Origin of the sequence: Caldithrix abyssi DSM 13497 (assembly GCF_001886815.1) — a bacterium.
Classification (GTDB): Bacteria; Calditrichota; Calditrichia; order Calditrichales; family Calditrichaceae; genus Caldithrix; species Caldithrix abyssi.
The window spans coordinates 2,455,143-2,474,901 of record NZ_CP018099.1 but is presented as its reverse complement, the minus strand read 5'-3'; the positions used below and the strand labels follow the sequence as shown (position 1 = coordinate 2,474,901).

The 19,759-nt window shown below is 45.3% G+C and carries 10 protein-coding genes; 5 read left to right on the top strand and 5 right to left on the bottom strand.

The genetic code is table 11. From position 1 onward, the window contains the following. Positions 1-544: 544 nt before the first annotated feature. The 4 genes from Cabys_RS09590 to Cabys_RS09575 form a co-directional block, all read right to left on the bottom strand. Positions 545-1,207: a metallophosphoesterase family protein gene (locus Cabys_RS09590; protein ID WP_006930136.1), complete on the bottom strand. Its 663-nt coding sequence runs from the start codon at positions 1,205-1,207 to the stop codon at positions 545-547. A gap of 16 nt (positions 1,208-1,223) precedes the next feature. Next, entirely contained in the window at positions 1,224-2,252 is a 1,029-nt protein-coding gene (locus Cabys_RS09585) for a zinc-dependent alcohol dehydrogenase family protein (RefSeq protein ID WP_006930135.1), read from the bottom strand. A 150-nt stretch (positions 2,253-2,402) separates the two neighbouring features. Beyond that, complete coding sequence (locus Cabys_RS09580) at positions 2,403-3,017, bottom strand: outer membrane beta-barrel protein (RefSeq protein WP_081475101.1); 615 nt, start codon at positions 3,015-3,017, stop codon at positions 2,403-2,405. Between the two features lie 533 nt (positions 3,018-3,550). Further along, the gene (locus Cabys_RS09575) at positions 3,551-5,098 is read right to left on the bottom strand and encodes a sigma-54-dependent Fis family transcriptional regulator (protein ID WP_006930133.1); all 1,548 of its coding nucleotides are present in this window, start codon (positions 5,096-5,098) and stop codon (positions 3,551-3,553) included. 482 nt (positions 5,099-5,580) lie between these two features. On the opposite strand from Cabys_RS09575, the gene Cabys_RS09570 reads away from it, so the two are divergent. Beyond that, a complete protein-coding gene (locus tag Cabys_RS09570; RefSeq protein WP_006930132.1) occupies positions 5,581-7,767 on the top strand; it encodes a glutamine synthetase III family protein in 2,187 nt (728 codons plus the stop codon). A gap of 939 nt (positions 7,768-8,706) precedes the next feature. Then, the gene (locus tag Cabys_RS09565; protein ID WP_006930131.1) at positions 8,707-9,351 is read left to right on the top strand and encodes a hypothetical protein; all 645 of its coding nucleotides are present in this window, start codon (positions 8,707-8,709) and stop codon (positions 9,349-9,351) included. A gap of 238 nt (positions 9,352-9,589) precedes the next feature. On the opposite strand, the gene amaB is transcribed toward Cabys_RS09565, so the two are convergent. Next, entirely contained in the window at positions 9,590-11,131 is a 1,542-nt protein-coding gene (gene amaB / locus Cabys_RS09560; protein WP_006930130.1) for an L-piperidine-6-carboxylate dehydrogenase, read from the bottom strand. A gap of 675 nt (positions 11,132-11,806) precedes the next feature. Here amaB and Cabys_RS20600 point away from each other — a divergent pair. The 3 genes from Cabys_RS20600 (at position 11,807) to Cabys_RS09550 (ending at position 19,709) form a co-directional block, all read left to right on the top strand. Beyond that, on the top strand, positions 11,807-11,938 hold the full coding sequence (locus Cabys_RS20600) for a hypothetical protein (protein WP_257786506.1): 132 nt from the start codon (positions 11,807-11,809) through the stop codon (positions 11,936-11,938). 102 nt (positions 11,939-12,040) lie between these two features. After that, positions 12,041-15,013 (top strand): T9SS type A sorting domain-containing protein, encoded by a 2,973-nt coding sequence (locus Cabys_RS19795; protein WP_150125329.1) that lies wholly within the window; start codon positions 12,041-12,043, stop codon positions 15,011-15,013. Positions 15,014-16,832: 1,819 nt separating this feature from the next. Further along, a complete protein-coding gene (locus Cabys_RS09550) occupies positions 16,833-19,709 on the top strand; it encodes a TonB-dependent receptor (protein ID WP_006930127.1) in 2,877 nt (958 codons plus the stop codon). The last annotated feature ends 50 nt before the right edge of the window (positions 19,710-19,759 follow it).

Below are 19,759 nucleotides of genomic sequence, written 5' to 3'. Positions count from 1 at the left end.
TAAAATAAACAGGATTTGTTTGTAATTCAATGGATGGAGCAAAATTTATTCAACAGCGGGAGAGGCAGATTTAAATGGTTAAAGGGGCATTGGTCGGCATCCTGCTCCCTTCCGTGCAAGAGAGAAATCTTTTTCATCTGCTCACGTTCGTTTCGACTACGCTCCCTTCGACTCCGCTCCCTTCGGCTCCGCTCCCTTCGGCTCCGCTCAGGGGGCGGAGGCTAATTCCGTTTTCGCGTATTACCATAACTCTATGACTGAGCCATCGGGATTGATTTAACGCCCTTCATGTACTTCGATAGCAGGGCGTATCAAAACGAGCGGTGGTGGGCATGACCTATTTAGCGTTCCCTTAGACTGTGCTCCCGTCGCCTCAGCTTCCTTCGACTACGCTCCCTTCGACTCCGCTCCCTTCGACTACGCTCCCTTCGACTACGCTCAGGGAGCGATTTTGGTACTACATATTTCAATGTGGCTGAGTAGTCCCGCTAACAAAACAAATAGGCCGAGTCCTGCAAATTGACTCGGTTAGTGAGATCAATCATCAATCCTTTTTCTCCCCTAACCCAACCTCCACCGCATCTCCCTTTAAACACACTTTTGCAAATCCGCCGATGCGCAACGGTCCCGGATTAACGATAACCGTCCGGCCGATGTAATCAATGCTCTGCCCTTCATGAATGTGGCCGGTAAAATAGGCCAGCGGCTGCATCTCTTCCACAAAGCGGCGCAAAGCTTTACTGCCCACATGCTGGTTATCCGAAAGACGATCGGCCAGTGTGCCGAACGGCGGCTGATGCACCAATAAGATCAATTTTTCTGGCTGGCGAATTTGTAAGCGAAGATTTTTTAAAATCAGCTCGTACTGTTCCTCGCTCAATTCGTTTGGCGTTTTGCCCGGGGCCGGCAGGGCTCCGCCCAGCCCCCAGAAAAAATAACCATCGATCTCGCGCCATTCATTGTCCAGATTGATGCCCAGCTCTTTTAAATAAAAATCAACCGCCGGCGGATCGCAATTGCCGGGCACGGCCAGGAGGTTCTGATTGTAATTGCGGATGGCTTCGATGATTTTCCTTGCATCCCGTTCATTGCCAAAGGTTGTAATATCGCCGGCCAGAAGCACCAGGTCGGCTTCCATCAGCTCGCGGCCAATCCGGTCAATGGTCAGCACATGATCGTGAATATCGGTCAGAACAATCAGTTTCATTTTATTTCCAGAGTCCTTATTTGATGGTCAACACTTTTGCCCCGCGAATTTTGCGCTCTTTCAACTCAATCAACGCCTTGTTGGCTTCTTCTAAAGAATAAGTCTGGTATTCCGGCTTAATGGGAATTTCGGCCGCCAGCTCTAAAAACTCACGCACATCGCGCAACGCCACATTGGCCACGCTCTTGATCTCCTTTTCCATCCACAAATGTTCGGGGTAGTCCAGTTTAAGCAAATAGTCTTTGTCGTAATCTTCTTTGCGAATGGCGTTAATCACCAGGCGTCCGCCCGGCAAAAGATTTTTCAAAGCCTCAACAATAGGCTTCCAGACGGGAGTTGTGTCGATAATGGCGTGCAGTTTTTGTGGCGCTTCGGCCTCCGTGTCGCCGGCCCACACGGCGCCCAGCTCCATGGCAAATTTCTGTTCGTTTTTGCTGCGCGCAAATACGTACACCTCGGTATCCGGATATTTGTGCCGCACCATTTTTAACACCAGGTGTCCGGAGGCGCCAAAGCCGGTTAAGCCCAGCCGCTGACCGTTTTCAAGGTTGGTCAGCCGCAAGGAGCGATAGCCGATGGCGCCGGCGCAGAGCAAAGGAGCCGCTTCTTCGTCGCTAAAGACTTCCGGAATGGGATGGGCAAAATTCTCGTGCACCACCATCAGCTCGGCGTAACCGCCAAACACATCGCGTCCCGTGGCCTTAAATTCCGGGCAAAGATTTTCTTCGCCGCGCTGACAAAACTCACAATGCCCGCAGGAAGAATAAATCCACGGTACGCCCACACGATCGCCGACCTTTAATTGGGTTACTCCCGACCCCAATTGCACCACTTTACCGACCACCTGGTGCCCCAGCACCATGGGAAAATAAGCTGGCGGCGTCCGGCCTTCGATCTCATCCAGTTCCGTATGACATACGCCACAGGTCGATATCTTCAGCAAAACTTCATGATCGGCCGGTTCAGGATCAGGCAGCTCCATTAATTGCAGGGGCGTTTTATTTTCTTTTAAATCGGTTATTTGATTAAGCACCATGGCTCTCATTGTTTACCTCCGAATAATGGCTGAATGGTTGAATAGTTGAATGGTTGAATGGCTGAATGGTTGGGGCGTGCATTCAGTCCACCGCATTTTAAATCTTGTATTTTTCGGACTGCAGATAATCAATGTTCTGTGCCTCCGGCGTTTTTAATCTTAAAAATAAAACCGTAAGGTAATCAAAGCTCTGGTTACGAAACTATGATAGGTAATTTTATCCTTATCCGCTGTTTCGCGCGTTGAATCTTCTTCCCGAACCAGTTTAAGATACTGGGCTCTGATTTCCCCACCCAGACTAAAATGTTTGTTAAACAAATACTCCATACCAAATGCCGGTCCAATCGAATAGCCGTCTCCTTCTTCCGTATCCCGATCGTCTTTATCGTTTTGTTTTTCAGTGGAAATAATGTAGGAAAAATAGCTGCCCCAATATACCTGCAGAGGAGCATACTGCTTCAGAAAAAAAAGTCCCAGCCCCAGATGCGTATTGGAGTCTGAAACTTTGTAAAAATCATTTTCATTTTCCTGGGATTTAAATTCGATGTTCCGGTTAAAATAACCGATGGACGGCTCAATTCTAACCATGTTTTTTATGACAATCGGTATCGAGAAATTGGGCGAAAAATAGTGGTAGGAAAAAAAGGTATTGGCCATATCGCGAAAATCGACCAGCGTAAATCCAAGGCCGAATTTGACACTGGAAGAATCCTGACCGCGGGCTGCGCTTAGGCTAAGAAGGAACAGAAAGATAAGGGTGTACTTTTTCATCATCAGCTCCTTTTATTGGAGGACAAAATAATTTATTTAAAATAAGAGAATTTCAATAAAAAAACAAAAATGATTGCGCTGTATGTTTAGCATATTTCCTTTAAAAGATATATTTTGCCATGGCGGAAGCGGAAATTTTTGTGCCGCTGGATTGGTTGATTAGTTGATTAGTTGAATGGTTGAATGGTTGAATAGTTAGTCTGTTATTTCAAATCTGTTTCTGCAAATGTGGTGAACTCCTACCAACCTTAGAAATAATCTTCCACACTCCGCGTCTCTCTCTCACAGACTTTTATTTTTGGAAATAGGGCGATGCAATTGAAACTATTTTTAATTTAAAACATTCTTTTCGCTATTTGTACCTACTCTGTAGATGCTTACAATAATTTGTTTAATCTTTCTGCAATGATTGGCGTAATCTGCGAGAAAATTTCTTTGCGTACGTTGCGGTTGATTTTGGTTGCGGTTTCGCTGCCTGGACTACAAAAAATATTTTTCTGAACCGGTCAGACATTAAACAAAAGGTTGCCTGGCGCCTATCCTTTAAAGCGTTTGACCTCGATGCCGTACTTTTTAATTTTATAATTGATGATTCTTTCTGTGCTGTCCAGCAATCTGGCTGCTTTGGCCACAATGCCCCGCGTGGATTTCAGCGCATCGATGATCATATCTTTTTCGTAATTTTCCACAGCTTTCTGCAATGAAACCCGAGGCGTGGTATTGCTGCTTTCTGCCGTTTGCAGGGTCGGCGGCAAATGGTAACCGTGGATGACCTGGTCTTCACAGACCAGCACCGCCCGCTCCATGCAGTTCTCCAGCTCACGCACATTGCCCGGCCAGTGATAGCGCATTAACATATCGATAGCCGGGGTTGAAATGCGGCGAATGGCCTTGCCGTGTTTTCGATTGTATTTCAGTAAAAAATGATCAGCCAATAAAAGGATGTCCGTTTTTCTTTCGCGCAACGGCGGCAGGAAAATCGAAAAAACATTCAACCGATAATAGAGGTCTTCTCTGAATTTACCCATTTCGATTAATTTTTCCAGATCGGCATTGGTAGCGGCGATCACACGCACATCAACTCGAATGGTCTCCTGACCGCCCACACGTTCAAATTCCTGCTCCTGTAAAACGCGCAACAACTTAACCTGGGTCATGGGACTCAACTCGCCGATCTCATCCAAAAAAATAGTACCACCGTCTGCCAGCTCAAATTTTCCTTTTTTAAGTTTCACAGCGCCGGTAAAAGCGCCTTTTTCGTGGCCAAAGAATTCCGATTCGATCAATGTTTCCGGAATGGCGCCGCAATTGACGCGAACAAAGGGTTTGTGCGAGCGCAAAGAGTTGTAATGAATGGCCTGGGCAATGAGCTCCTTACCCGTGCCGCTCTCACCGCGTATTAAAACCGTGGTGTCCGCTCTCGCCACCTGCGCTACTTTTTCATAAACTTCCTGCATACTGCGGCTGTTACCGACAATATTGTTCAGATTAAATTCACTTTTCAACTGAGCGTCCAGACGAACCTTCTGGTTGAGCAGATTTTCGCGCTCTCTTAACAAAATATTGGAAAGACGGATGGGCTGCACCAGCGCCGAGGCCACCAGCTTGTAAAATTTAAGCGTGGTATCCAGATCACGCGTGGGATTATATCGCAATAAAACATTTAAAACGCCCAGCAACTGGTAGTCGCTGATGATGGGAAGCCCAACAAAACTCAATTCACGATCTTTTCTGGGATTCCATCCCTTCATCATATTTAAGAAGAGCGGTTCTTTGCTGACTTTAGGGACTACGATAGGCGATTTATTCTGAGCGATACGCCCTGTTAACCCCTCGCCCAGCCGATATTTCACTTTATCTGGCGGAGAATCATAGCCGATGTGAGCTTCCATTCTTAGAAGCGAATCACTTTCATCCAACAAAAAGACGGCGCCAGCTTTGATTTTAGCCCGTGTAAAGAGAATATTTAAAGCCGCATTAAACGACTCTTTCAAATTCAATGATCGACTGAGCGTCTGATTGATGTCCTCTAAAATGGAAAGTTTACGAATTAACGTATCGCGTTGTTTTTTAAATTTATCCATTATTTCATTCCGACATTTTTGTAGTTTTTGTTATTATTATCTACATTTTTGTAGTTTTATTATCACGCAATCCACCATCAACACACAAAAACCAGCGATCTCCACGCTACATCAATTAAAATATCACCGCAATTCAAAAGCGTTCTCGATCGCCTTCTTAAAAACCCACTTAATGCAGGCCATTTCCCGCCCCGCGTTCTGACACTCTACCTTCTAATGAGTCATCTTGCCAGCAAAATAACTACATTTTTGTTATTTTGCAAACCTTTTCTTACAATCTTGTATTTTTATTCAAAACCTGTTCTCTCTGCATGTCGCGTAAAAACACCTGCTAACATGCTTATTTTTATCAAATTATCTACCCGATTTCTCTTTTAAGCATCTTTGCTTAAAATACAATGGCATGATTTATGCCAATATAATTTCAATAATTATTGAAAACAAAAATAATTAAGGATGAGTAACCATAAAAGGAGATTAAAATGCCATCTGTACGCGAACAAATTGCTTTAGAGTTAATTACACCATCCCCCCGCACCTACGAACAATTAAAACCGTTTCAATTCGGTGAAAACACCTTTAATGATCGCGTGATGCGCGAAAAGCTGCCCAAGGATGTTTACAAAAAATTAATCAAAACCATTAAAGCCGGCGAGAAGCTGGATTTAAGTATTGCCAACAGCGTAGCGCACGCCATGAAGGAGTGGGCAATCAGCAAGGGCGTTACGCATTTTACACACTGGTTTCAGCCGCAAACCGGCTTAACGGCTGAAAAACACGATTCATTTTATGAAGTGGAAAGCGACGGGCAGATCATCGAGCGCTTTAAAGGGGACCAGCTTGTGCAGGGCGAACCCGACGCCTCTTCCTTTCCCAGCGGAGGCATGCGCGCCACTTTTGAAGCCCGCGGTTACACCATGTGGGACCCTTCCAGCCCGGCATTCATCGTCGAAGGGCCCAATGGCGGCGGTATTTTGTGTATTCCTTCGGTGTTCATCAGTTACAACGGAGAAGCCCTGGACAAAAAGACGCCGCTTTTGCGATCCATGGATGCCATTAATCGATCGGGACTGGCGCTTCTTAAGTTATTTGGCAATAAAACGGCAACTCGTGTGGTTCCAACGGTAGGCACGGAACAGGAGTATTTCTTAATCGACAAACGCTTTTTTAACCTCAGGCCGGATTTACGCGTGGCCGGCCGCACCTTGCTCGGCGCAGAGCCGCCCAAGGGTCAACAGCTGGAAGATCATTACTTTGGCTCCATCAAAGAACGCGTGTTGGCTTTTATGCAGGACGCTGAAAACGAGCTCTATCGCCTGGGCGTGCCAGCCAAAACCAGACATAACGAAGTAGCTCCGCATCAGTTTGAAATTGCGCCCATCTTTGCCGAGATGAATATAGGAGCCGACCGCAACCAGTTGATCATGGAAGTTTTGAAGCGAGTGGCTGCGCGTCATGGCCTGGCGTTATTATTACACGAAAAACCATTTAAAGGCGTTAATGGTAGCGGCAAGCATAACAACTGGTCATTATCTGACTCGCAGGGCAACAATTTACTGGATCCGGGGAAAACGCCGGAAGAAAATTTACAATTCCTGGTATTTCTGGTTTCGGTTTTAAAGGCGGTAAATGATTATGGCGATCTGCTGCGTGCCTCCATCGCTTCCGCCGGGAACGACCACCGCCTGGGCGCCAATGAAGCTCCCCCGGCCATTATGTCGGTCTTTCTGGGCGAGCGATTAACGGAGATACTGGATGATATTAAAGCAGGCAAAGAAATCAAACGCACCGAAGAATTCATCATCGACCTCGGGATCAGCCAGTTGCCATCTATTTTAAGGGACAACACCGACCGTAACCGAACGTCTCCATTTGCCTTCACCGGCAACAAGTTTGAATTCAGAGCGGTTGGTTCTTCGGCTTCCATTTCCATGCCCAATATCTTCTTAAGCGCCGCCGTGGCCGACTCGATCGATATTATTATCAAAGACATCCAGAAAGAACTGGAAAAAGGCACGGAGTTTAAAGCCGCCGTTCTTTCTGTGTTGCGCAAATTTATTATCGAGACCGAACGCATCCGCTTTGAAGGCAACAACTACAGCAAGGAATGGGAAGAAGAAGCGGAAAAGCGCGGTTTGCCCAATATTAAACGAACCGGTTACGCCCTGGCCGCTCTTATCGATCCCAAGAATGTGGCCATGCTGGAACGTCAAAAGGTATTTTCTCGCGAAGAGCTGGAAGCGCGTTACCATATTAAACTGGAACAATACGTAAAAACCTTAGACATCGAGGCCGATACGATCTGCGATATGATTCAAACGAAAATCTTACCGGCGGCCGTTGAATATCAAACCCGTTTAGCTGTAGCCATCAAAGAAACCCATGCCGTGGCCAGTGTGACCAATGGCCTGGGGCTGGAAATCCTGATCGACTCCTTAAACAAAATCAATGCAACGATCTCCGAATTGCATCAGGAGTGCCAAAAATTGAAAGCTCTGTTAAAAGAAGGGCTGACCATTGAAGATATTGAAAAACAGGCCAGATTCTTCGCCGATCGCATCGTCGATCAGATTGAAGCGACGCGCAGACCGGCCGATCAACTGGAAGCCATCATTCCCGATGAACTCTGGCCCCTACCAAAATATTCTGAAATGCTGTTTATGCTGTAAAAAGCTCTTAAAGGGACTGTCCCAAAAGTCAAAGACAATGTATTTTTATAAAGTTTTTCTTTCCCTCACCCCCTTTAATTCCCCCTCTCCCGATTTTCGGTAGAGGGGGAAAGGGGGAGAGGGCTATTGTAAACTTTTACCTATTATTTTATGAGTCCCCTCTAAAAAGGTATTGTTATCGAATTTCATGTAAATGGTACTATTGTTTTTATTTAAATTACATAAAATATATTCGTGTCCATTCGTGAAATTCGTGGTTTTTATACTGAACTCATTTTATAAATATACATTTGATGTCGCTTTTGAGACACCCTCTTTTTTTAGCAGCCATTTCTCCTCCGCTGGAGAAGGGATGATTGATGAACGATGAGTAAATTTTTAAGGAGCGGTTGTCTTTATTTATTGGCGTTGAAAGATTTCTTTCCTTCCTGGGCGGGAGAGAAACGACAAAAGCCGGCGAACTGAGTCAGCCCTAACTCGCTCCCTTCGACTACGCTCAGGGAGCGGAGGCAAATTCCATTTTCGCGTATTACCATGACTCGATGACTGAGCCATCGGGCTGGATTTAACGTCCTTCGTGTACTTTCGATAGCGGGGCGTATCAAAACGAGCGATGGTGGGCATGACCCATTTAGCGTTCTCTTAGACTGCGCTCCCTTCGACTACGCTCAGGGAGCGGGGAAGAAACGAACGTGAGCAAAAAAAGATTTATCTCTCGCCATGGTGGAATCGAAATGACAGGAGGAGAAAACTTCAGGCATGACCTCCCGCTTCTCGTGACAAATCTTGCACTCCCTCAATATTTAATTTTTAATTCTTAATTGATGATTAAGAATTTTCTGTTTCAATCTCTCCCGTCCGCTGATTAAAACATTCTTGAAACTAAAATATTTTAAAGTAAATTATTAGGAAAGGAAATTAAAATGAGGGAAAATCAACATGAGAACAGCGGCATTAATTATTCTGACTATTTTATTAGCTTTTAACATGACTCTGGCGCAAAAGCCCGATTCTGAATTTCATGTGGGCATCTATATCGGTCCTTCCCTGCCTCAGGGAGAGTACGCCGAAACTAACGGCGATAAAAGCGGTTATGCCCAAAACGGGATCGGCGCCATGGTAGAACTCAGGAAAAATATTCATAAAGCAACCTGGGTTTCCAGTTTAATTTTTTCCTCTAACAGTACGGATGCCAACGCCATGCAAGACCAGCTTTTTGAAATGGGATTGGTGGCGGACGACCATTTTTCAGTCTGGGCAATGACTGGTTTGAGCTTGAGAAAAGCGCTTTCTGAAAATGTATTTATTTACGGCTCCGGTCTTTTCGGGCTTTTGTTTTCCAATTATCCAGATATTTACACCACCGATGGTTTTACAAAAACGACCTACACCTATTCCAGCACCACGACCCTTGGGTATGGCCTTGGCGCCGGTCTTTCTGTGTTCAAGATGAACCTGGCCATCCGTTATTGCATGGCCAGCCCAACGTATGAGCGATCGGGTGACTGGCTGGGGCTTAATGGCGACAAAAAGTTAACCATTCCGGCTGACAACCTTTTCATTCTGTTCGGTTACGAATTTTAAAATAGCGGTTGACTTTTTTCGCCTGAAGAAAATGAGTTGCGCAAGCGTATCGCATTCAGATACAGCGGAGAAAAACATTTTTTGTCAGATTACGATCAAAAACAAAATGGTTTAGGCGTTTAAAAGAGTTGAAAAATACAGCGTCCATTGCATGGCGATAGCGATGCAATAAACTGCGAAGATAAAATCTTCTATATTTAAAAAGAAAGGGCTCGCGAGGAGCCCTTTCTTTCTTTTTTTAGATTTCGAATTTAATACCCTGTGCCAGGGGCAGTTCTTTTCCGAAATTGATGGTATTGGTTTGCCTGCGCATGTAAGCTTTCCAAGCATCGGAGCCGGATTCTCTTCCGCCGCCGGTCTCTTTTTCGCCGCCAAAAGCGCCGCCAATCTCAGCGCCGGAGGTACCGATGTTAACATTGGCAATGCCGCAATCTGAACCCCAGGCCGAAAGGAATGTTTCCGCTTCCTGCAGGTTGTTGGTAAAAATAGACGAAGACAATCCCTGCACCACATCGTTATGAATCTCAATGGCATTTTCCACGCTGCCCTTATATTTGATCAAATACAGGATCGGCGCGAAGGTTTCTTCCTGAACGATCTGGTAGTGATTTTCGGCTTCAACCAGCGTGGGCAAAACATAGGTGCCGGCTTCGTAACCGGGGCCGGTTAAAACTTCGCCGCCGTAAATAATCTTTCCGCCTTCGGCTTTAACCTGCTCCAGGGCTTTGAGATAGGTATCCACAGCGCCTTTATCAACCAGCGGCCCCATGTGAATCTTATCATCCAAAGGATTTCCGATACGCACGCTTTTGTAAGCTTTAATCAGCGATTCCTTAACACGGTCGTATATGGATTCGTGAATAATCAGTCGGCGTGTGGTCGTACAACGTTGACCGGCGGTGCCAACAGCGCCAAATACGATGGCGGGAACGGCCAGTTCCAGATTGGCGTCCGGTGTTAAGATAATGGCATTGTTACCGCCTAATTCCAGAATATATTTACCTAACCGCGCGGATATTTTAGTCGCCGCATGACGTCCTACGGCTGTAGATCCGGTTAAAGATACCAGCGGGATGCGTTTATCTTCCAGGATTCTCTCGCCTATCACGGAGCCTTTTCCAATTACCAGATTAAACAATCCTTCCGGCAGGTCGTTTTCCTTAACAATCTCGCCTACAATGTTCTGAACGGCAATGGCAGTTAAAGGAACCTTGGAGGCGGGTTTCCAGATGTTGGTGTCGCCGGCAACAGTGGCAATCATGGCGTTCCAGGCCCATACTGCAACCGGAAAATTAAAGGCCGTAATAATGGCCACAGGGCCCAGCGGATGGTATTGTTCGTACATTCGGTGGTTTGGGCGCTCGGAATGCATGGTAAAGCCATACAACATGCGCGATTGTCCCACGGCAAAATCGCAAATGTCAATCATTTCCTGCACTTCGCCCCAGCCTTCCTGTATGGATTTGCCCATTTCATAAGTGACCAGGCGGCCCAGTAAATCTTTGTATTCGCGTAAACGCAGGCCAATCTGACGAACGATTTCACCGCGTCTGGGCGCAGGAATGGTTCGCCAATATTTAAAGGCTTCCTCCGCTTTTTGTACAACGCGTTCATAATCTTCTGCAGAAGCCTGGTAAACTCGGGCGATCAGCTTGCCGTCGATGGGTGAATGCACCTCTAACACACCGGCATCTGTGGTTTTACTCCATTCCAGACCGGTGCAAGCGCCAAAATTTTCTTCCTTTATACCTAACTTCTCTAAAATACTGCGATCAAACATAAGCAGCTCCTTTCTTTAATGACGTATTTTCTTTGTTAAATTTATCACGTTCCTTTTTTTTACTTTTATTTGAGAAAAGAAATTAATAAACAAAACAATAAAATGTAAATCTTTTTTCACAGCTTTGACTTCATTTTAAGGCAAAAAGCCGCAACCAAAAACATTTCCGCAGGGATTTAAAAACCACAGAAAGCTCAGAGAGATCTCAAAGGGCGCAAAGAATATTTTTAATTAAAAATAGTTTCAATGGCCCTCACCCACTGCTCCCCTAAGGCAGCCAGTGCAAGCATCCAGTGCAGGCAGCCAGTGCAAGCAACCAGTGCAGAATGTCTTACTTACCGCTGTAAGGCATGAGAATTTTTTTTGATAATTTAACCACTCAACTCGGCAAGGATTTCCTGGGCTGGCCTTCATCCCGTCCAGATTTCTCCAGGCTGAAGCTTACGCTCCGTTCAGAATGATTTAGATTTAGGATTTCTTTCGCCAGTTTTTTCAGCAAGGCTTATTTTAATTGTACAAAGAGTAATGAGTTCAGTATAAAAGCCACGAATTTTACGAAGGGATAGGAATATATTTTATGTAATTCTAAAAAAAAACAATAGTCCCTTTAAATGTAATTCGATCTAATATCTTTTTAGAGTGGACTCATTAATGTTCGCCTGCGCGGAATTGTTCATGAAAATCCTTCGTCCCTACACCAACGGCGGTAGAGATACGGCCTTTTACAAAAAACGTCTCGCCTCGCGCCGTCATCCCTGGCGAGCGCAGCGCGTCGAGGGCTCTATTAAGGGAATTTGCGGCGCCTAAAAACCTTTAATCCAAAATTAATTCAGCATAAACATCTTCCTAACAATGCCCTTCTATTTTAATGGCGCAAAAACATTAAACCAATAAAAAGGAGGAATATCAATGATACGTTTTACTGTAAAGTCACTTATTTTAATGATGATGGTCGCATCTTTCATGTTTTCGACCAACACGTATGCCGGCGACGAGTTTTTCGAAAAAGTCGATTACCGTGGGGCATTTGGAGCGACCGACTGGGCTTCGGGCTGGACGGCGCTTTATCATTACGGCGTTCTGGCCGAACCGACCACTGGTACGAATGACGTTATTGTGAACGACGACGATATTCAGCCCGGAGACGTGGTTTATTGGACGGCGGACAATGTGTATCACCTGAACGGACGCGTGTTTGTGGAAGAAGGCGCCGTGCTGCACATCGAAGCCGGCACGGTTATTAAAGGCATGCCCGGACAGGGCGAAAACGCCAGCGCTTTGATTGTTGCACGCGGCGGTAAGATTTACGCCGAAGGTACGGCCGATCGTCCGATCATATTTACGGCGGAATCTGATGACGTGAACAATCCCGTGGACATCTCTTACGACACCAAAGGTTTGTGGGGCGGCGTCATCATTTTAGGTAAGGCAACCATCAACCGTCCTGGCGGCGAATACAACATCGAAGGTATTCCGACCACCGAACCCCGCGGGCTTTACGGCGGTAACGACGATGACGACAACTCCGGCGTATTTCGCTACGTTTCCATTCGTCACGGCGGCGCGGAAATCGGCGAAGGCAATGAGATCAACGGCTTGACCATGGGCGGCGTTGGTCGCGGAACAGTGATCGAATACGTTGAAGTGTTTGCCAACAAAGACGACGGCTTTGAATGGTTTGGCGGAACGGTAAACGCCAAACATCTGATTGCCGCTTTTTGCGGAGACGACGGCTTTGACATGGATGAGGGCTATCGCGGAAAACTGCAATTCCTGTTTGCCATTCAGCATCCGGAATTTGGCAATCGCTGCGCAGAGCACGACGGCGCTCCGAAATCGGCGGTGAACAGCGAGCCAAAAGCCTTTGCCACCATTTTTAACGCCACCTATCTGGGTTCCGGGAAAAACGCCAACAATCCCGACAACGATGAGATGTTTAAGTTGCGCGAAAACTGGGGCGGAATTTACGCTAACTCCATTTTTGGAGATTACAACGGCTACGGCGTTGATGTCAGCGACGCCTACTCCCCCGATGACAGCAAGGATCGTTTGTTAAACGGCGAACTCAAATTCTTGAACAATATCTGGTTCGATTTTAATGGATACACCATGGCCGATTCCATTGGCAAGCAAGATTACATCCAGAACTATCTGCAAAATGCGGTTAACGGCAATGAAGAAGTTAATCCACAGCTAAACGGCATCAGCCGCGTGCAGGATGGACAGCTGGATCCGCGTCCGGCTTTTAACGGCCCGGCTTATCAAAACCTGGCGCAGTATCCCAACGACGAGTTTTTCGAAAAAGTGGATTACCGCGGGGCGTTTGGAGCGACCGACTGGGCTTCGGGCTGGACGGCGCTTTATCATTACGGCGTTCTGGCCGAACCGACCACTGGTACGAATGACGTTATTGTGAACGACGACGATATTCAGCCCGGAGAAGTGGTTTATTGGACGGCGGACAATGTGTATCACCTGAACGGACGCGTGTTTGTGGAAGAAGGCGCCGTGCTGCACATCGAAGCCGGCACGGTTATTAAAGGCATGCCCGGACAGGGCGAAAACGCCAGCGCTTTGATTGTTGCACGCGGCGGTAAGATTTACGCCGAAGGTACGGCCGATCGTCCGATCATATTTACGGCGGAATCTGATGACGTGAACAATCCTGTGGACATCTCTTACGACACCAAAGGTTTGTGGGGCGGCGTCATCATTTTAGGCAAGGCAACCATCAACCGTCCTGGCGGCGAATACAACATCGAAGGTATTCCGACCACCGAACCCCGCGGGCTGTACGGCGGTAACGACGATGACGACAACTCCGGCGTATTTCGCTACGTTTCCATTCGTCACGGCGGCGCGGAAATCGGTGAAGGCAATGAGATCAACGGCTTGACCATGGGCGGCGTTGGTCGCGGAACAGTGATCGAATACGTTGAAGTGTTTGCCAACAAAGACGACGGCTTTGAATGGTTTGGCGGAACGGTAAACGCCAAGCATCTGATTGCCGCTTTTTGCGGAGACGACGGCTTTGACATGGACGAAGGCTATCGCGGAAAACTGCAATTCCTGTTTGCCATTCAGCATCCGGAATTTGGCAATCGCTGCGCAGAGCACGACGGCGCGCCGAAATCGGCGGTGAACAGCGAGCCAAAAGCCTTTGCCACCATTTTTAACGCCACCTATCTGGGTTCCGGAAAAAACGCCAACAATCCCGATAACGATGAGATGTTTAAGTTGCGCGAAAACTGGGGCGGAATTTACGCTAACTCCATTTTTGGGGATTACAACGGCTACGGCATTGATGTCAGCGACGCGTACTCTCCCGACGACAGCAAGGATCGTTTGTTAAACGGCGAACTCAAATTCTTGAACAATATCTGGTTTGATTTTAATGGCTACACCATGGCCGATTCCATCGGCAAGCAAGATTACATCCAGAACTACCTGCAAAACGCAGCTAACGGCAATGAAGAAGTTAATCCACAGCTAAACGGCATCAGCCGCGTGCAGGATGGACAGCTGGATCCGCGTCCGGCTTTTAACGGCCCGGCTTATCAAAACCTGGCGCAGTATCCGACGGCGATCCGCGTGATCAACAACACCTTTAGCATTCCGGATAATTTTGCTCTGAAACAAAACTATCCCAATCCTTTCAATGCCACAACCGTCATTCATTTTGACCTGAATAAAGCCGGCAATGTTAAACTGGTTGTTTATGATCAATTGGGTAGAAAAATTACGACACTGGTAAATAAAACACTGAGCGCCGGAAGTTATCAAATTCAATGGAACGCCAATAACCTGGCCAGCGGCGTTTATTACTACCAGCTTCAATTAAACGATCGAGTTGAAACCAGAAAAATGATTTTAAATAAATAAGCACCTCATATAAATAAAACGCAAAACGGCAGCCTCCGCCCTGGAGCGTTGCCGTTTTCTTTTTGAACACGCATCAGGACGGAACAGCCTGCAATCACTTCTCCACTCGCCCGCTCGACAAATCAGTCAGAATAAAAGACATCATTCTAAATAAATAAAAAAATCCGTGTTTAAAATAGCACACGGATGGTGCGGATGGGACGGATGGACGCGGATTAAAATTTTTTTTAAAAAAGATAGTTCATCATTGTAGTTAAAAGCTCTCTCTCTTCGTTGGAAATGACAATACGTCCTGCTTAAAGTTCATTCATAAAAAAAATCCGTGTCAATCCGCGTAATCCGTCCAACTCGTGTTTAAAATAGCACACGGATGGTGCGGATGGGACGGATGGACGCGGATTTAAAATTCATTTAAAAGAGAGATAGTTGATATTGTAGTTAAAAGCTCTCTCTCTTCGTTGAAAATGACAATACGTCCTGCTTAAAGTTCATTCATAAAAAAAATCCGTGTCAATCCGCGTAATCCGTCCAATCCGTGTTTAAAATAGCACACGGATGGTGCGGATGGGACGGATGAACGCGGATTAAAATTTTTTTTAAAAAAGATAGTTCATTATTGTAGTTAAAAGCTCTCTCTCTTCGTTGGAAATGACAATACGTCCTGCTTTAAAGTTCATTCATAAAAAAAATCCGTGCAAATCCGCGTAATCCGTCCAATCCGTGTTCAAAATAGCACGCGGACGGCGCGGATGAGGCGGATGAACGCGGATTAATATTTTTTTTAAAAAAGATAGTTCATTATTGTAGTTAAAAGCTCTCTCTCTTCGTTGGAAATGACAATACGTCCTGCTTTAAAGTTCATTCATAAAAAAATCCGTGTCAATCCGCGTAATCCGTCGAATCCGTGTTCAATATAGCACACGGATGGTGCGGATGGGACGGATGGACGCGGATTAAAATTTTTTTAAAAAAGATAGTTCATTATTGTAGTTAAAAGCTCTCTCTCTTCGTTGGAAATGACAATACGTCCTGCTTTAAAGTTCATTCATAAAAAAAATCCGTGTCAGTCCGCGTAATCCGTCGAATCCTGTTCAAAATAGCACCCGGATGGCGCGGATTAAAATTTTTTAAAAAAGATAGTTCTTATTGTAGTTAAAAGATCCCTCTCCCGCCAGGACGAGATCGAAATGACGTACTACTGTTTTTAAATCTTACTCATAAATAATACTACTTCGGCTGCACAAAAAATTTTGCACGCTAAAGCAACTGATTTTGGGCATGAAGTTTTCTATATTTTTCAGCCTCCCTGATCAGGGCGAGGCCTTTTTCTTTGGTGTATAAGCTAATTCAATTTAGATAAAAAGGAAAATTCCGATCTCCGCCGGGCTTTCCTTCCCCCGCTTCACTCCACTCTATCCTGAAAGGCGGCGTAACAAAAATAAAATATATTTTTTATCTAATCATAACATATTTCAAACATTTTGCCTGTAACATAAAAAATCAAAAAGCCAGATGGGGATGGTCAGAAAAACGAAATGTAATAGATGAATGTACATTCTGTTTTACAGGTTAAGAGGAAGCATAAGATTTGCAGGTTGCAGATTAAAAATCAAACTGCTTTAAGTTGGGGAGAACAAAAGCTCAAAAACCTATCTGACAAAATGTATGATCTAATGCTCAAACCGAATGGAAACGGGAAACGGAAATAAACGTGTTTTAAAAAGAATTTTACGCACGCAAGCCCTGACGGCATGGCGGGGCAATCCGTTTAAATTGAGCTGACAAATCATAGAAATATATTTTAATGGAGGTGCTTAAAATGAGGTTTAACCTAATCCTCAAATTGTTAATCAGCCAATTCACGATATTTTTTCTATTGTTGAATTTTTCTGCCGCTTTTGCAGGGCCACAGCCGACAGGTAGAGTTATCGGAAAAATTGTAGATAAAGAGACGGGCGATCCGATTGTTGGGGCTAATGTTTATCTGGAGAACACCGTGCTTGGCGCGGCAAGCGATCTGGAGGGAAATTTCCTGATTGATCGCGTTCCTGCCGGCAATTATACTTTAATTGTTTCTGTCATTGGTTATGCAGAAACAAGGATTAATAATCTTAAAGTAACCCCAGAAACAGTAGCCAGGGTTAACGTTATTTTACAACCGGAAGTGTTAACCACCGACGTGATAGAGGTGGAAGCAAAAGCGGTTACAAACACAGAAGCATCGTTGTTAAAAATCCGTGAAAAATCGATAGCCATTAGCGACGCCATCAGTTCCGAGGCCATCAGTCAGGCTGGCAGCGGCAACGCCGCAGAGGCCTTAAAACAGGTTACCGGAGCCTCCGTTGGAGATGACAACAATATTTTCATTCGCGGGCTTGGCGACCGTTACATTAGCACCTGGCTTAATGGCGCCGGCCTGCCAAGCTCTGATCCTTACAAAAAAACGGCGTCCATTGATTTAATTCCATCGAATCTGGTTGACAACATCATTACTTTAAAGAGCTTTACACCGGATAAGCCGGGCGATTTTTCCGGCGGCGCCGTGAACATCAAAACAAAAGATTTCCCGGGCAGCTTTCAGTTTTATTCATCGTTCTCTCTGGCTTTTAATCCGCAGGTCACCCACGGTAGCAGCGCACTGGGCTTTAATGTTGGTCGCATGGGATGGCTGGGGATGAATGACGGGACATTGGATTTACCGGACGTTTTCAAAGATCAAAATCTGAAAATTCCGTCCATTGCAGAGGCGAATCAAGATGAAACAGGCGCTCTGGCCAGACAAATCGAGGACTTGACTCGCTCTTTTAATCGCGAACTGGGGCCAACAGCGTTCACTCCGCCAATGAATCGATCTTTTAGTTTTTCCCTGGGCAATCAGGTAAGACTATTCTCTCGCCCATTGGGATATCTGGCCAGCTTTACCTATAATCGTAGTTATTCTGGCTATTCAGACGGGGTATTTCGTCGCTGGAATCAGGGAACTCAGGATGTTATGACAACGGTTTTTGATTTAAAAGAAAATAAAACGGAACAGAATATTTTATGGGGTGGCTTATTGAACTTTTCTTACAAGCTAACCGACAATCAGGTGATCAGTTTTAACGGAATCTACAACAAAAACGGTGAAATTATTGCCCGCACGCTGGCAGGCTCCTATCCTTATGATATGGACGAAAGCAGGATTTTTCAAGCCCGAGTTTTGAATTTTAAAGAACGAACTTTAATTAACGGCCAGATAAAAGGCGCGCATTATGTTCCCCAATTTTTTAATAGTCGCATCGAATGGGTATTCAGCGCTGGCAAAACCATAGAAGATCAGCCGGACCAACGTTATTTTAATAGTTATTATGATACCAAAAAACAGAGTTTTGGTATTAAAGACAACACCCCGCCTTCCCGCTACTTTCGATATCTGGATGAAGATCAAAACCAATTTTTTATCGATTATAAACTACCTTTCAAGCAATGGTCGGGCTTGAAAAGCACGTTTAAAACCGGTTTTTATCATTTGCAAAAAGATCGTAATTATTCGGAGCGCTTGTTCCAGATGGTGGATCATCAGGGATATAACTACGACGGCGATCCCAATGATCTATTAAACGACGAGAACATTGGTATTGTGGATACTTTGATTACGACTATCCGTGGCGTGGAATACAGATCGTACGATTGGGGCATTGTAGTTCAGGAAAGCACGCTACCCGGCAACAACTACAGCGCCAATCAAAAGATTAATGCCAGCTACGTGATGGTTGAACTGCCGTTATATGATAAACTACGTTTTATTGGCGGCGTACGTTATGAAGTAACTGATATGAACCTGGTCACCAATGATTCGACGGCTAAAAAAGGAGAGATAAAAACAAAAGATTGGCTACATTCCGTAAACTTTATTTTTTCATTAATGCCCAGAATGAATCTCCGTGCCTCGTACAGCAGAACTCTGGCGCGTCCTACCTTTAGAGAAATCGGTCCTTTTGCCACCTTTGATTTTATGGGCGGCGATGTGTATATCGGCAATCCGGACTTAAAGAGAAGTACGATAGATAACATTGATTTACGCTGGGAATGGTTTATGAATCCTGGCGAAGTTCTTGCGCTAAGCGCCTTTTACAAAAATTTTAAAGATCCCATTGAACGCGTGTTTAATTCGTTTGAAGAAAACACCTGGAAAAACGTTGATTTTGCCCGGGCTTATGGAGTTGAGTTAGAAGTTAGAAAAAACATGAGCATCCTCAGCAAACATCTGAAATATTTACTCCTTGGCGCTAACGTCTCTTTTATTAAATCCAGGGTTAATATTTCAGAGGAAGAGCTGGCGTTGATCCATAATCTAAGGCCGGATGCTGACGATCATCGTCCATTCCAGGGGCAGTCGCCTTATTTGATCAACCTTAATGTAACATACAGCAATCCGCAGATGGGTTTATCAACCACCGTTTATTACAATATTTTTGGCGACCGATTGAGCAAAGTGAGTTACGGAGGAACGCCCGATGTTTACGAAAAATCGGCCGGGCTGCTGAACGTTTCCGCCAAAATGCGCCTGTTTAATCAGCTTTCGTTGAAAGTTTCAGGCAAAAACTTACTCAATCCGACTTTTGAAAAATACCAGGAATTTAAGGGCAAGAAATACATTTACAATCAATTCAAACGCGGTAGAGTTTTTTCTGTCGGTTTAAGCTACTCGATTTAACAAAATGCAAGTCAGGGGCGCGTTGAACAGCGCCCCTGTTTTAATTTTTT

Excerpts from the sequence above, each read along its gene's own strand:
- Cabys_RS09575 (WP_006930133.1), bottom strand. The coding sequence starts at position 5,098 with ATGGATAAATTTAAAAAACAACGCGATACGTTAATTCGTAAACTTTCC.
- Cabys_RS09580 (WP_081475101.1), bottom strand. The coding sequence starts at position 3,017 with ATGATGAAAAAGTACACCCTTATCTTTCTGTTCCTTCTTAGCCTAAGC.
- Cabys_RS20600 (WP_257786506.1), top strand. The coding sequence starts at position 11,807 with ATGAAAATCCTTCGTCCCTACACCAACGGCGGTAGAGATACGGCCTTT.
- Cabys_RS09570 (WP_006930132.1), top strand. The coding sequence starts at position 5,581 with ATGCCATCTGTACGCGAACAAATTGCTTTAGAGTTAATTACACCATCC.
- Cabys_RS09565 (WP_006930131.1), top strand. The coding sequence starts at position 8,707 with ATGAGAACAGCGGCATTAATTATTCTGACTATTTTATTAGCTTTTAAC.
- Cabys_RS09590 (WP_006930136.1), bottom strand. The coding sequence starts at position 1,207 with ATGAAACTGATTGTTCTGACCGATATTCACGATCATGTGCTGACCATT.
- Cabys_RS19795 (WP_150125329.1), top strand. The coding sequence starts at position 12,041 with ATGATACGTTTTACTGTAAAGTCACTTATTTTAATGATGATGGTCGCA.
- amaB (WP_006930130.1), bottom strand. The coding sequence starts at position 11,131 with ATGTTTGATCGCAGTATTTTAGAGAAGTTAGGTATAAAGGAAGAAAAT.
- Cabys_RS09585 (WP_006930135.1), bottom strand. The coding sequence starts at position 2,252 with ATGAGAGCCATGGTGCTTAATCAAATAACCGATTTAAAAGAAAATAAA.
- Cabys_RS09550 (WP_006930127.1), top strand. The coding sequence starts at position 16,833 with ATGAGGTTTAACCTAATCCTCAAATTGTTAATCAGCCAATTCACGATA.